This window comes from Blautia sp. JLR.GB0024, from assembly GCF_037000545.1.
GTDB classification, from domain to species: domain Bacteria; phylum Bacillota; class Clostridia; order Lachnospirales; family Lachnospiraceae; genus Blautia; species Blautia celeris.
Genome location: NZ_JBANBF010000012.1, coordinates 141332 through 155236 on the forward strand (window position 1 = coordinate 141332; position 13905 = coordinate 155236).

11 protein-coding genes are annotated in these 13905 nt (G+C 44.9%); 8 read left to right on the plus strand and 3 right to left on the minus strand.

Translation table 11 applies throughout. From position 1 onward, the window contains the following. The first annotated feature begins 44 nt into the window (after nt 1–44). Nucleotides 45–884: a helix-turn-helix domain-containing protein gene (locus V8Q34_RS21480; protein ID WP_335836288.1), complete on the plus strand. Its 840-nt coding sequence runs from the start codon at nt 45–47 to the stop codon at nt 882–884. Here the strand turns inward: V8Q34_RS21480 and V8Q34_RS21485 are convergent. The 3 genes from V8Q34_RS21485 to V8Q34_RS21495 all read right to left on the minus strand — a co-directional run bounded on the left by V8Q34_RS21485 (nt 879) and on the right by V8Q34_RS21495 (nt 3562). Next, the gene (locus tag V8Q34_RS21485; RefSeq protein WP_335836289.1) at nt 879–2336 is read right to left on the minus strand and encodes an MFS transporter; all 1458 of its coding nucleotides are present in this window, start codon (nt 2334–2336) and stop codon (nt 879–881) included. The two genes, V8Q34_RS21480 and V8Q34_RS21485, sit on opposite strands and share 6 nt — an antisense overlap. Nucleotides 2337–2357: 21 nt before the next feature. Then, complete coding sequence (locus V8Q34_RS21490) at nt 2358–3194, minus strand: alpha/beta hydrolase (protein WP_335836290.1); 837 nt, start codon at nt 3192–3194, stop codon at nt 2358–2360. Nucleotides 3195–3433: 239 nt separating this feature from the next. Next, nucleotides 3434–3562 carry a TnpV protein gene (locus V8Q34_RS21495; protein WP_335836291.1) on the minus strand — a complete coding sequence of 43 codons (129 nt, stop codon included), beginning with the start codon at nt 3560–3562 and terminating at the stop codon, nt 3434–3436. 510 nt (nt 3563–4072) lie between these two features. Between V8Q34_RS21495 and clpB the strand changes: the two genes are divergently transcribed. The 7 genes from clpB to V8Q34_RS21530 form a co-directional block, all read left to right on the plus strand. Then, the gene (gene clpB, locus V8Q34_RS21500) at nt 4073–6655 is read left to right on the plus strand and encodes an ATP-dependent chaperone ClpB (protein ID WP_033141394.1); all 2583 of its coding nucleotides are present in this window, start codon (nt 4073–4075) and stop codon (nt 6653–6655) included. A 15-nt stretch (nt 6656–6670) separates the two neighbouring features. Then, nucleotides 6671–6844 carry a DUF4250 domain-containing protein gene (locus V8Q34_RS21505; protein WP_081960325.1) on the plus strand — a complete coding sequence of 58 codons (174 nt, stop codon included), beginning with the start codon at nt 6671–6673 and terminating at the stop codon, nt 6842–6844. Nucleotides 6845–7210: 366 nt separating this feature from the next. Beyond that, nucleotides 7211–8716: an ABC transporter substrate-binding protein gene (locus V8Q34_RS21510; protein ID WP_033139189.1), complete on the plus strand. Its 1506-nt coding sequence runs from the start codon at nt 7211–7213 to the stop codon at nt 8714–8716. A gap of 144 nt (nt 8717–8860) precedes the next feature. Next, entirely contained in the window at nt 8861–9784 is a 924-nt protein-coding gene (locus tag V8Q34_RS21515; protein WP_033139190.1) for an ABC transporter permease, read from the plus strand. Nucleotides 9785–9794: 10 nt separating this feature from the next. Next, nucleotides 9795–10697: a carbohydrate ABC transporter permease gene (locus V8Q34_RS21520; protein ID WP_033139191.1), complete on the plus strand. Its 903-nt coding sequence runs from the start codon at nt 9795–9797 to the stop codon at nt 10695–10697. 7 nt (nt 10698–10704) lie between these two features. Next, the gene (locus tag V8Q34_RS21525) at nt 10705–12492 is read left to right on the plus strand and encodes a sensor histidine kinase (RefSeq protein WP_227245487.1); all 1788 of its coding nucleotides are present in this window, start codon (nt 10705–10707) and stop codon (nt 12490–12492) included. Continuing rightward, on the plus strand, nt 12467–13905 hold a 1439-nt coding region (locus tag V8Q34_RS21530; RefSeq protein ID WP_335836292.1), incomplete at its 3' end, for a response regulator transcription factor. The genes V8Q34_RS21525 and V8Q34_RS21530, both read left to right, overlap by 26 nt.

Here is a 13905-nt window from a genome sequence, read left to right on the forward strand (position 1 = left end):
CTATACTTAATGGAAAAAGTGCCATTAAACGCAGGAGGTAAACTATGCATTCCATAGAATATGAATTTGTGACTACAGATAATCCATTAGGGATATCCCAATGCAAGATATTATATGCTACCGTATATGGGCATCAAGGAGACACAAATTTGCACTGGCATCACGCAATAGAGCTTACCTATCTGATTTCCGGTTCTATTGACTATATTGTAGATGGTAAAAGAATGTTGGCACAGGCAGATGATATTATTTTCGTCAACTGCAATTCTATCCATCAAACTCTTAATGCCGAACCATCCAAGCCTATACATGCGGTCATGTTGATGATACCTGACTTTTATCTCAGCGACTTAGTTCCGGATATACAGAATCCTTTTTTTGTCATTCCTCCATATTCTGATGTACAATATATTATCCGTACTTATATGTTACAGATTTTTCATTATTTGGAGCATCCTGCTCCTTTCCAGAACCTTTTAATCCAAAAAGAATTAATATCTATTATTTATCAACTATATTCAAAATGTTACACAAATGCAGTAACTCTCCAGAATAATGAGTTGTCTAAAAAAGCAATGGAATATGTGCAGAGCCATTATGCCGAGAAAATTCCACTTGATAGCATTTCAAGATATGTTGGATTGCAAAAAAACTATTTCTGCAAATGTTTTATCCAACAGACCGGAATATCTTTCCATCAATATTTATGCACTTTCCGTTTAAATATAGCTCTTTCTCTTTTGTCAACTGGCACATATTCCATTACTGAATGTGCAGCGGAAGCCGGCTTTTCATCTGAAAAGATACTGTTCGACTGGTGCCGGAAAATATATTCCTGTACACCCAGACAATATCAGCAGCAATACAACCCATATAAATTATGAAACAGAATCTTCCGCGCTCTTCTTTCTTTGGTCAAGTTCCGCACGTACTTCGGAAAATTTTTTGTCCAAGTCATAAGGAATCATACAAATAACAGTGGCTAAAGTACTGAATATTGAAATCCCTGCGAACGCCAATTTGATTGCTGTAACTGTTGATGGATAGGAAGCCGCGATATCCGCCACCGTTCCGCCGGAATTTAATATGCCATCCAATACATTTGCGTCATATGTGCCCCAAACCAAAAGCGCTGATACCAACGCGGAGGCCGATGCGGAGGCTAACTTGCTGCAAAAACCAACAACTGCCGTCTGCGTCCCGCCAAGAAATTTGCCTGTTTGATATTCTGTGTAATCATATATATCTGGCAACATGGCAAACATAATACCATTGCGCAAACCATTTCCTATTCCGAATAGGCTGATAGAAAACAGTGTCAGTGAAGGCGATGTATTGAAAAACATTATTATAAAGGCCGCAAGACTGAAAATGCCTCCAATTATTATAAGTTTTGACTTACTGACTCCATGTGCATTTAGATATGAAGCAACTGCCATGATGGGAATCGGCAACACTGTTATGATGGACATTGCTACCGACATAAGGCTTGTACTGCCAATAATATAGGTAAAATAGTATTGGATAGCTGCCATCATGGAAAAATAGCCCGTAAAGAAAGAAAAGATAAAAATAAGCATCAATATATAATACTTGTTTTTAAATATATTGCCGATGTCTGCAAATACATTGCTATTTTTCTTTGTCGTCATTGTTGGAGGGTTTATTTCTTCAATATTGAATACGCAAATTACCATTAGGGTTACAACAATAATCCCCAATACCGTATTGGTCATTCTATAGCCTTTTGCCAATGCGCTGCCAGCCACGTCGTTTCCGCCTGAAAAGAACTGAACCATAGGGAGAACAAAAACAGAAGATACTAAAGAGCCAAGGCTGGCTAAAATCTGCTTTGTAGTCATGATATTGGTCCGTTCAACCGGCTTATCGGAAAGAGAACTTACAATAGGCACCATAGGGATATTTACCAAGGTATAACCCAAAGAGAAAATAATGTATGTCACATATGCCCATACCATTTTCGGCGTACTGTCCCATCCTGTCGGTACGGAAAATAATAACACCATTCCTATCGCCAACATCGGCGCGCCGAAGAGCATCCACGGACGATAACGCCCCATTTTTGTATCCGTACGGTCTACCCACGCACCTACCAGATAGTCTGTAATGGCATCAATAAATTTCGTAACTACAAACATAAATCCTACTTTTTTAGCATCCAATCCTGCACAGTTCGTATAGTAAAACAAAAGATATGTATTTGTCAGGAGAAATGCCAGGTTGCAGGCAAAATCACTGATTCCAAAGCCAATCCTCTGCCTCCATTTAAAAAAACTGGTCTGATAATATGTTCTTTCATGTTTTAGTTTCATCATTGTTGTATCTCCCCTGTATTATTATGAATGTCTTACGTTTCCACTGTTAAGCCCTTGTTGTGCTTTCGATAACGGAAGCCAATCAACAAATTTTTTAAGTTGCATATCCCAAAAATCCCATTCATGTCCTCCTGGCCCTTCCTCATATGTAAAGTCCACTCCTTCTTCTGTTAAAAATTTGCGGTATTCCTGATTCCTTTCATAAAGGAAATCATCCGTTCCTATTGCCATATAAATACGAGGGATTTCCTTTTTTTGTTCTTTTAAAGCCCTGATTAAATAGCAATAATCTTTATCACTATTTAATAATGTTTCCTTTTTGCCAAATACTCTGTCGTAAAAACTCGGCTGCCATCCTATTCCTTTAATCAAATCCGTCTCTTCAATTATGTCCTTCAGTACGAGTCCTGCGGAAAAGGTGCCTATATAACCAAATGTATCCGCATACTTTAGTCCGTTAATCAAAGCCCCATACCCTCCCATGGAAAGGCCTGCTATGAAAGTATCTTCTTTCTTCTCTGACAACGGAAACATCTTTCTGGTAAATTCCACAAGTTCTTTTCCAACATATTCTCCGTAATATTCTTCTGTGTCTTCCTTATCAATATAGAATTGATTGTCTCCAGATGGCATAATAACAGCTAAATTTTTTTCCTCCGCCCACCGCCGAATCCGTGTTCCGCTCACATAATCCGTATGGTTCCCATATCCGCCATGAAGCAGATACAATGTTTGAAATGGTACTTTTACCGAAATCTCAGCCCCAGGTAAGGGCAACTTATCTAACGGTAAGATTGCAATGAATGTTACTGTTCTTAACAGACACTTAGAAATAAAGTTTACTTGAATTAAAGCCATGATTTTTTCTCCTTTCTTAGCCCTAAATTATTTTATAAATAAATAATAATGCTACTTATTAAAAAATTCTTTCCTAATATTATCTTTCAGCTAACAAAAATTAAGGCATGTTAATGGTATAAATAACAAGATTCTCAAAATACCTTACAATATTCCAATAATATTTCAGATTTAAGCTACTCCGTCACGCCCTCACTTTTTGCCATCTGTTCCACAAGCGTGTCCACCATCTCATTGCTTTACCCGTCAATCTCTGCAAGGTGCTTCCATAAAGTTATTCCGTATTTACCAATATGATATTCAGCCGTTTCTGAAAGTGCAAGATTCGGGATCAGGTAATCGCCTTCCCAATGGTAAATAATTTCCATATACAACCGCCTTTCTTTGTGCTAAACTGCTTACTGATAAGAATAAAAGAGTTATCATCCACCTTCTTTATCACAACATCTGCAGTTATTCATTCACCACAAATGAGCCAGCCACATATGTTGTATTTTTGCAGATGCTCATTTCCGCTAAATACTGCGTATGCCGGAAATGTTTACATCTACAGTTCTTCCTTTATCGCTCATGATTGTCTCCTTTTAGCTTTGTCAGCTTCCTAGGACATATCTCCGGTTTCACGGGCAGCTTACAGTCCGCACATTTGCTGTAATGTCCGTTACAGTCCACTTTCATTTTTTGTCCATGTTGTAAGCCTCCCGGATGCATCGGACTCCAATTCTCTGAAATATAAAACCGTGAAGCCCTTGATTTTAAAGGGCTTTCAAAAATGTAGAAAAAAATTAGCACTCACCTATTGACAGTGCTAATAAACAGTGTTATATTAGCACTAGAACAAATAACAAAGAACTCAAATCTCGAAATGGAGGGATTTTATGAACATCAGCAAATTTACACAGAAATCACTTCAGGCAGTTCAGGACTTGGAAAAGACAGCTTATGAGTTCGGCAATCAGGAGGTCGAACAGGAGCATTTACTATACAATCTTTTACATCAGGAGGACAGCTTGATCCTGAAACTGATTGAAAAAATGGAAATTCAGAAAGAACACTTTCTGAACAATGTGGAGCGGGCACTGAATGCCCGGACCAAAGTATCCGGCGGTCAGCCGTATATCGGGCAGTATCTGAACAAAGCCCTGGTGAGCGCTGAGGATGAGGCAAAGGCCATGGGAGATGAATACGTCTCTGTGGAGCATCTGTTTCTGGCACTGGTCAACAACCCCAGCCCGTCCATGAAAAAAATCTGGCAGGAGTATGGGATTACAAAAGAACGTTTCCTGCAGGCGCTGAGCACTGTACGGGGCAACCAGCGGGTGACTACCGACAATCCGGAGGCCACGTATGACACACTGAACAAATACGGCCAGGACCTGGTGGAAAAAGCCAGGGAGCAGAAGCTTGACCCGGTGATCGGCAGGGATGCGGAGATTCGTAATGTCATTCGGATCCTGTCCAGGAAAACAAAAAATAACCCTGTATTGATCGGTGAACCCGGCGTAGGTAAAACTGCCGCTGTGGAGGGCCTGGCGCAGCGAATCGTTCAGGGGGATGTGCCGGAAGGGTTAAAAGATAAGAAGATTTTCGCACTGGATATGGGCGCGCTGGTAGCAGGCGCCAAGTACAGAGGTGAATTTGAGGAGCGTCTGAAAGCCGTACTGGAGGAAGTCAGAAAAAGTGAGGGACAGATCATACTGTTCATCGACGAGCTTCATCTGATCGTAGGTGCAGGCAAGACAGAGGGCGCCATGGATGCAGGCAATATGCTGAAACCCATGCTGGCCAGAGGTGAACTGCACTGTATCGGTGCCACCACTCTGGATGAGTACCGTCAGTATATTGAAAAAGACGCGGCACTTGAACGCCGGTTCCAGCCCGTTATGGTGGATGAGCCGACAGTTGAGGATACCATCTCTATTCTGAGAGGTCTGAAAGAGCGGTATGAAGTCTTCCATGGCGTCAAGATCACAGACGGTGCCCTGGTAGCGGCAGCTACCTTATCGAACCGTTATATTTCCGACAGGTTCCTGCCGGATAAGGCCATTGACCTGGTGGATGAGGCATGTGCGCTTATTAAGACAGAGCTGGATTCCATGCCGACAGAACTGGATGACCTGCGCAGAAGGATCATGCAGATGGAGATTGAGGAGGCGGCTCTGAAAAAAGAAAACGACCGTCTCAGTCAGGACCGTCTGGTGGATCTGCAGAAAGATATGGCAGAGCTGCGCGACGAATTTAACGGTAAGAAAGCCCAGTGGGACAATGAAAAAGCGTCCGTGGAAAAGCTTTCCAAACTGCGTGAGCAGATAGAAGATATGAATAAACAGATTCAGGTGGCTCAGAGAAATTATGACCTGAATGAAGCGGCAAGGCTGCAGTACGGCGAACTTCCGAAACTTCAGAAACAATTAGAGGTGGAAGAGGAAAAAGTAAAGAGTCAGGATCTATCCCTGGTACACGAGAGTGTCACAGATGAGGAAATCGCCAGAATCATCTCCCGCTGGACAGGAATCCCTGTTGCCAAGCTGACAGAAGGGGAAAAGACAAAGATCCTGGGCCTGGAGGATGAACTGCACAAGCGTGTCATCGGTCAGGATGAGGGTGTCCAGAAAGTAACAGATGCCATTATCCGCTCCAAAGCCGGCATCAAGGACCCCACAAAACCAATCGGTTCCTTCCTTTTCCTGGGACCAACCGGTGTCGGTAAGACAGAGCTTGCCAAGACACTGGCAGCTACCCTGTTTGATGACGAGCAGAATATGGTGCGTATTGATATGAGTGAGTACATGGAGAAATATTCCGTGTCACGTCTGATCGGAGCGCCTCCGGGATATGTGGGATACGAGGAGGGCGGACAGCTCACAGAGGCTGTCAGAAGGAAACCTTACTCCGTAGTTCTGTTTGATGAAATTGAAAAGGCACACCCGGATGTCTTCAACGTCCTGCTTCAGGTGCTGGATGACGGCCGTATCACAGATTCCCAGGGACGTACCGTTGACTTTAAAAATACCATCCTGATCATGACATCCAATCTGGGCTCCACCTATCTGCTGGACGGCATTGAGCCAAACGGGGAGATCAGCCAGGAAGCCAGAGATATGGTTGACAGGGATCTGCGGGCACATTTCCGTCCGGAATTCCTAAACCGTCTGGATGAGATCATCATGTTTAAGCCGCTTACCAAGGAGAACATCGGCGGTATTGTGGACCTGCTTGTGGAGGATCTGAACCGCAGGCTGAAAGACCAGGAGCTGTCTTTACGCTTGACAGATGCCGCAAAAGATTATATTATTGAGGGCGGATACGACCCCATCTATGGTGCGCGTCCTCTGAAACGTTACCTGCAGAAATACGTGGAGACACTGACTGCAAAACTCATTCTCTCCGGCAATGTGGGAACAGAGGACACCATTGTCATTGATGTGGAAAATGGTGAACTTACAGCCCGCAGGGCATAAGAGGTGAGAGAGATTATGATACCAAAAGATCCGGTGATGCTTTTAAGCTTTGCAAACATGAAGTTGAGAGATTTCTATTCCTCTCTGGATGACATGTGCGAAGATCTGCAGCTTGACAGAAAAGAACTGGAGAAAAAGCTGGGCGCTATTGATTACGCCTATGATGAAAATGTAAATCAGTTTATTTAGCAATATGTAACGATTCAGCCAGCTGAATCGTTACGGGTATTCGCCCATTAAAAATCGCTTCGCGATGGGGCGAATACCTGCCGCCACTACTCTTTTGCACGGTCAGCGCAGTAAATGCGCAGACCTGACTGAACAGTTACAGCAATATAAGCTATGCCGCACTCCGTGAAATTACGGGTGTGGACTGAAACAGGAAAAAGCCTGTATACCATGTGACACAAATGGGGTATACAGGCTTTTTTATGTCCTCGGACGCGCGGAGGAGTCAAATGAGTGATATTTTTAAGTCAGACCAGTTATAGAAAAGAAACAGGGAAAAGAATAAGATAGACGTATCAAAGGAACAGAAATGAAGGAGGAAATCACATGAAGAAAAAGATAGCAGCTGCCATACTCACAGCAGCCATGGTATTGTCACTGGCAGCCTGCGGCGGAAGCGGCAGTGAGGGCAAGGAGACAGCATCAGGGGAAGGCGGAAAGGAACCTTATACCGTGACCATGGTACTGCAGGGAAGCCAGCCCGCCGACGAAGAGCGGATCGAGGAAAAGATCAATGAGATTCTGGAAAAGGAAGTGAATGCCAATCTGGACATCGTGGTGCTTCCCTGGGCCAGCGCCGCGCAGCAGCTCCAGCTCATGCTGGCAGGAGATGAAAAAATCGACTGCTTTTATACAAATGCCACAAATGCTATCCAGTACATGCACAGCGGACAGATCATGGATATGTCAGAACTGGTGGACAAATACGGTAAGAACCTGAAGGAAATTTACGGCGAAGATGTACTGAACAGCAATACAGTGGATGGTTTTCTGTACGGCGTACCAAACCAGATCGAAAGAGGAAGTATCCCTGCTGTCTTCATGAGAAAAGACCTGGTGGAGAAGTACGGTATAGATACATCTGCCATCAAAGAACCAAAAGATATGGAATCTGTTTTTGAGACAGTCAAAGCAGGGGAGCCGGACATGACCATGCTGTTTTCCATCAATGAGGGGGATACGCCGCTGACAAGGCTGTTCGGAGGGGATCCCTTGTCAGATGCCAATTTCCTGGGCGTACTCATGGATCAGGAAAATGACACCACCATCACCAATTTCTTCGCCAGTGATTGGTATAAGGATACCACCACGATGCTCTATGACTGGTATCAGAAGGGATATATCAGCAAGGACGCCGGAACAGATACAGAAAACTGGCGTACCGTCTGCAAGGCAGGCAATCTGTTTTCTCTGTTTTTTGCCTATCATCCGGGAACTCCTGTGGAATTCAAAAGTTCAACCGGATATGATTTTGAGATCGTTCCGTTCAGGGACTATCCGATCAAAAACTGCCAGACCTACAACGGTATTATCTATTCTATTGCACAGAACTCAGAGAATCCGGAAAAGACCATGGAAACTCTGGATTACATCTATGGAAGCCCTGAGATCATGAATCTGCTGAACTGGGGTGAGGAAGGTGTGGATTATGTCATAGAGGATGAGGAGAACGGCATCATCAACTACCCGGAGGGCGTCACCGCCGACAATGTGGGATACAGCCTGAATCTGGGCTGGGAGCTGCCGAACCAGTTCATCGCACATAAGTGGACAGGTTCTGACCCGCAGCTTTGGGAGAAGATGGAGGAATTCAACGATTCCGCAAAAGAGTCAAAGGCAGTCGGCTTCTGCTTTGACAACACCCAGTATGAGAGTCAGGTAGCGGCGCTGGCCAATGTTGTAAAACAGTATACCGGTTCACTGAACAGCGGTTCTGCTGACCCTGAAACGTATCTGCCGGAGTTTTTGGATGCTCTTCAGGCAGCCGGAATTGACGAGATCATCCAGGCAAAACAGGAACAGTTTGACAAATGGCTGGAAGAGAATAAATAGTTACTGTTTATTCTCTGCCCGTCAACAATAAATAGACAGGATCATTTTTGACAGCAGGCTGTCGCTCTAGGAAACAGAAAAAGCTCTTAGCGCGGCAGCCTTTTTGCCGGAAAGAAACCATTCATAAGACAGAGGAGGAGAAATATGAAGAAAAAATCCAGGCTCAGTGTCTACAAACAACACTGGCCCCTATACCTGATGATGCTGCCGGGACTTTTGTACCTGCTGATCAACAACTATATTCCCATGGGTGGAATTGTGATTGCCTTTAAAAAGCTGAATTTTGCAAAAGGCATATTTGCAAGTCCCTGGTGCGGACTGGATAACTTCAAGTTTTTATTCCAGTCAAAGGATGCCTGGATCATTACCAGAAATACACTGCTTTATAATGTGGCCTTCATTGCCGTAAATATGATAGTAGGTATTGCGGTAGCCATATTGATCTGTGAAGTGCGGAACAATAAAATGAAAAAGCTCTACCAGAGCGCCATTTTGCTGCCTTTCCTCATGTCCATGGTAATACTGAGCTACATTGTTTATGCACTGCTCAGTTCCGAGAACGGCTTGATAAACAACACCATTTTAAGCGCCCTGGGAAAAGAACCGGTGCAGTGGTATCAGCAGCCTAAATACTGGCCGTTTATCCTGGTATTTGCTAACTGCTGGAAGGGCGTTGGGTACGGATGCCTGATCTATATTGCCTCTATTATCGGCATTGACCCGTCCTACTATGAGGCAGCCAGCCTGGACGGTGCAACAAAATGGCAGCAGATCACAAAGATCACCCTGCCAAGTCTGGTACCCACCATTATCACTCTGCTTCTGTTAAATATCGGACGTATTTTCTATTCGGATTTCGGCCTGTTTTATCAGGTGCCTATGAATTCCGGGGTTCTCTTTCCGACGACCAATGTGATCGACACCTATGTGTACAGAGCGCTCATTGAGCGGGGAAATATCAGTATGTCATCCGCGGCAGGCGTGTACCAGTCCATTGTGGGATTTGCCATTGTTATGCTGAGCAATTGGGTCGTGAGAAAAGTAGATAAAGAACAGGCATTGTTTTAGGAGGAGAGAAATGAAAAATTCAGCAAAAGAAAAACGGTATCAGTTTTTCATCAATATAATTCTGATTCTTATGACATTGGTCATTATACTGCCTTTTGTACTGGTGTTCATTTCTTCCGTCACAGATGAAAATACACTGATTCGCAACGGCTACTCATTTTTTCCTGAGAAATTAAGTCTTTACGCTTACCAGTATATTATCAAGCAGGGAGAAAAAATACTGCGCGCGTATGGAATCACCATATTTGTGACGGTCGTGGGCACTATACTGAATATCAGTCTGTCAGCGCTGATGGCTTACCCGCTGACCATTAAGACCCTTCCCCACAGAAGGGCACTGACCTTTTTCGTATTTTTCACCATGCTTTTCAATGGCGGCCTGGTACCTACATATCTGATGTATGTGAATTACCTGCATATTAAAAATACGATTTTTGCGCTTCTTCTTCCCAACCTTCTTCTGAGCGCTAATAATGTTCTGATGATACGGAGTTATTTCATTACAAGCATACCGGATGCCCTGTTTGAAGCTGCCAAGATAGACGGGGCAGGGCATATGAAGATATTTACCAGTGTGGTGCTGCCTCTGGGCAAGCCGATTCTTGTGACCATGGGACTCTTTTCCGGACTTGCCTATTGGAACGACTGGACCAATGGTTTATACTATTTATCAGGAAACCAGGGACAGAAGCTGTTCGGCATACAGAACCTTCTGAACCAGATGATCACGGATATCCAATACCTGGCAAGCGGCAAAGTTGTGGGGAATATCGGCGCGGAGGTCGCCAAGCTTCCCACCACATCCATCCGAATGGCCATTGCGTTCATAGCCATGCTGCCGCTGTTTATTGTGTATCCATTCCTTCAAAAATATTTCTCGGAGGGAATCACTCTGGGGGCAGTGAAAGGATAAAAAACGCATGAGGAAAGTTCCGAAATACAGAAAACAAAAAAATATGGCCCAGCAGATGAAGGCCATCCTTATTATTCTCATGGTGGTGCTGGCTGTGTACGTGGGCGTCAGCGCCATGCTGCTTGAAAGAACCAGAAAGCAGGCCATACAGGAGATGGACGAAATGTCAAAGCTCTATACCGATGAATTGGACAACCGTTTCCTGCGGATCAGCCGGAGCCTGTTTTCCAATATTATGGAGAAGAATCAGGGGTATTCTGTATTGGGGGACTATATTGAGACCATGGAGCATTCCGGAGACCCCGTAAAAATAAATAATGCAGTCAGTAACTTGCGGAGAATCTGTCTCTCCTATGCGTGGGAGTATGGCACAGAATACCACTTTTTCCTGTATTTGAAGAAAAATGATATGTTTACCATGCTCACCATGACAGGGGTGGGGTATGATATTGATAAAGACCTGGAAGACGCAGTGAGAAACCAGCTGGGACTCATTGCAGACACTTCCTACTCGGTCAAGAAAAAGTGGAACCAAATGGACTGCGGCGAGGAAAACTATATCTGTAAAATAGCCCAGAACCAGGATGTTTACATGGGCTGTTTTGTGAATGTAAAAAGTATTCTGGAGCCTTTCACTGACACCATCGTAGGCGATGACGGATATGTACGCCTGGTGGATGCCAGGAACCGGGTGGCGGGTCAGATCACCAGCAAAGGCATAGAACAGGAGCTTGATTTCCGGGAGGCAAACAGCGGATACTCACTCAGCAAAAATCTGAAACAGGCACCCTTTACCATTCAGATGAAGATATCAGGGGACAAGATACTGGGCGTCATGATGAGCAGTCTGGGATTCCTTTTAGTCCTGGCAGCAGCACTGGTCCTGGCCGGAGCCGCGATCCTTTTATACCTGAAAAAGTATCTGCTGGAGCCGGTGAGGGAATTTACGGATAATCTGACAAAATACGATGATGATGATTATACCTTCCACATCACGGAAAACAACCTGATGGAGCTGGAGCAGATTGACGGCAAGTTTAAAAGAATGATACATCAGATCCGACGCCTGAAGATCACCCTGTATGAGCAGGAATTAGAGAAGCAGAAGATAGAGATGGATTATCTGAAGCTGCAGATACGCCCTCATTTTTATCTGAACTGTCTGAATTTTATATACAGCATGATTGATTTCAAGCAGTACGGCAATGCGCAGAAGATGACAAAGACTACCTCAGATTATCTCCAGTATGTATTTCGCAGCACCAGTGGTCTGGTGCCTGTCAAGGCAGAGACAGCGCACTGCGAAGACTATCTGAAAATACTGCTTCTGCGCTATCCGGACAGCTTTGAATACTATATTGAGATCGATGAGGAGGTCGAAAACGGGGAGATATTTCCCTTCATGCTGCAGGTCTTTGTGGAGAACGCGGCGAAGCATGCACTGACACTGGAAGAGAAGATATTGATCTCAGTTACAGCATTTCCGGAGGACAGGGAAGATGGGAAATATATCAATCTGTATATCTCTGACACCGGAAAGGGATTTCCCAAGCATGTTTTGGAAAGGCTTAGGCAGGGGAAGGGAATCAGCGAGAACGGCAGTCATGTGGGGATTGAAAACTGCCTGAAGCGTTTTCATTACTACTACGGCGGACAGGGGGAGATCAATTTTGACAACAGTCCCCTGCAGGGTGCCATAGTGGATATCCATATCCCGTTCCGGGAGCATGGGAAGAAGGAGGCAGACAAAACCGTTCAGGGAGGTACTTATGAATCTGTTATTGGTGGACGATGAGGAATATGTGATAGAGAGTATCAAGAAAAATGTAGATTGGGAACTGCTGGATATAGGGCAGATTTATACGGCATCCTCCATGCAGCAGGCACAGACGGTCATGGGACTTATGCCTATCCATGTGATCGTGAGTGATATTGTCATGCCGAAAGGCAGCGGCTTTGATTTTATGGAATGGGTGCGCAAAGAAGCGTATGAGGTACAGGCTATATTTCTTACCAGCTATGCAGAGTTTGATTTTGCGCGCCGTGCCATTGCCCTGGACAGTGTGGATTATCTGCTGAAGCCCATAGACTTTGAAAAACTCACCGCTGCCATTCAGAAAGCGTCTGACAGGGTAAAGGCTGCGCTAAATTACGAGGCTTATCGTCAGGAGAGCAGAATCTGGGAGCAGAACAGGGAAATCCTTCTGAAAAACTTCTGGTCTGAACTGCTCACCGGCAGGATAAAACAATCCGCCATAGAGGAGGAAATCAGCAAAAGACATCTGGATCATAAACCGGAGGACAGATTTCTGGCTGTGCTCCTGCACCTGTCCGGCAGAGGGGGAAGAGAAAAAAGAGAGCACTGGGATGAAAACATCCTTTTATTTATCATAAAAAATATTCTGGGGGAATTGGCTGAGGAATATCAGGTGGCTGTGGAAACTGTCCTGCCCTGCCGGAAAGACAGCTATACGGTCATATGCCGGGGCACTGCAGGGAACCTGGAGCGGCTCAGTGAGGAAGGCGTATTTTCCTCCTTCCGGAATCTGCTGAGGGAGCGCATGCAGATGGATATCTGGTGCGGAGCCGGCAGCAGCACAGGGATCGGTGATCTGGCGGACTGCCTTGCCCAGCTGCAGGAGATGCGGGACAACAGTCTGACCGTGTGGGATAAAGTCCTGTATCTGTCCGATTTCCGACAGCCCTGCATTGCCTATCAGAATAAACAGCGCACGGTGTGGGAGACCCTTCTCGGCGAGCAGAAACCGGAAGCTCTGATCAACAGCATGCGGCAGTATCTCACAGAGCTTGCGGAGCGTGAACTGATCACGCGTGACATTTTGAAAAGCTTCCGCATGGACATTACACAGATAACGTATTCCTGGCTTGCCGCAAGGGAGATCAAGGCCCATCTGCTGTTTGCCGGAAGTGAGAACGAACAGTATTACCAGGAGGCCCTGGAGAGTGTGGATGGCGCCATGCAGTTTGCCTCCCATCTGGTGACTGCTGCCGTGGAATATACGAAATATATCAACAAAAGTGAATCTGTGGCAGACCAGCTAAAAGAATACATCGACACACATTACCAGCAGGACATCAGAAGGGAGACTCTGGCAGAGCTTGTGTATCTGAATGTAGATTATATGTCCAGAATCTTCAAAAAAGAGGCCGGTATTTCCATCAGTGCCTATCTGATGCAGAAACGGGT

What these genes read in the sequence shown, in the direction of transcription:
- V8Q34_RS21520 (WP_033139191.1), top strand. Translation starts at nt 9,795, where the DNA reads ATGAAAAATTCAGCAAAAGAAAAACGGTATCAGTTTTTCATCAATATA.
- V8Q34_RS21495 (WP_335836291.1), bottom strand. Translation starts at nt 3,562, where the DNA reads ATGGAAATTATTTACCATTGGGAAGGCGATTACCTGATCCCGAATCTT.
- V8Q34_RS21525 (WP_227245487.1), top strand. Translation starts at nt 10,705, where the DNA reads ATGAGGAAAGTTCCGAAATACAGAAAACAAAAAAATATGGCCCAGCAG.
- V8Q34_RS21485 (WP_335836289.1), bottom strand. Translation starts at nt 2,336, where the DNA reads ATGATGAAACTAAAACATGAAAGAACATATTATCAGACCAGTTTTTTT.
- V8Q34_RS21515 (WP_033139190.1), top strand. Translation starts at nt 8,861, where the DNA reads ATGAAGAAAAAATCCAGGCTCAGTGTCTACAAACAACACTGGCCCCTA.
- V8Q34_RS21505 (WP_081960325.1), top strand. Translation starts at nt 6,671, where the DNA reads ATGATACCAAAAGATCCGGTGATGCTTTTAAGCTTTGCAAACATGAAG.
- V8Q34_RS21480 (WP_335836288.1), top strand. Translation starts at nt 45, where the DNA reads ATGCATTCCATAGAATATGAATTTGTGACTACAGATAATCCATTAGGG.
- clpB (WP_033141394.1), top strand. Translation starts at nt 4,073, where the DNA reads ATGAACATCAGCAAATTTACACAGAAATCACTTCAGGCAGTTCAGGAC.
- V8Q34_RS21510 (WP_033139189.1), top strand. Translation starts at nt 7,211, where the DNA reads ATGAAGAAAAAGATAGCAGCTGCCATACTCACAGCAGCCATGGTATTG.
- V8Q34_RS21490 (WP_335836290.1), bottom strand. Translation starts at nt 3,194, where the DNA reads ATGGCTTTAATTCAAGTAAACTTTATTTCTAAGTGTCTGTTAAGAACA.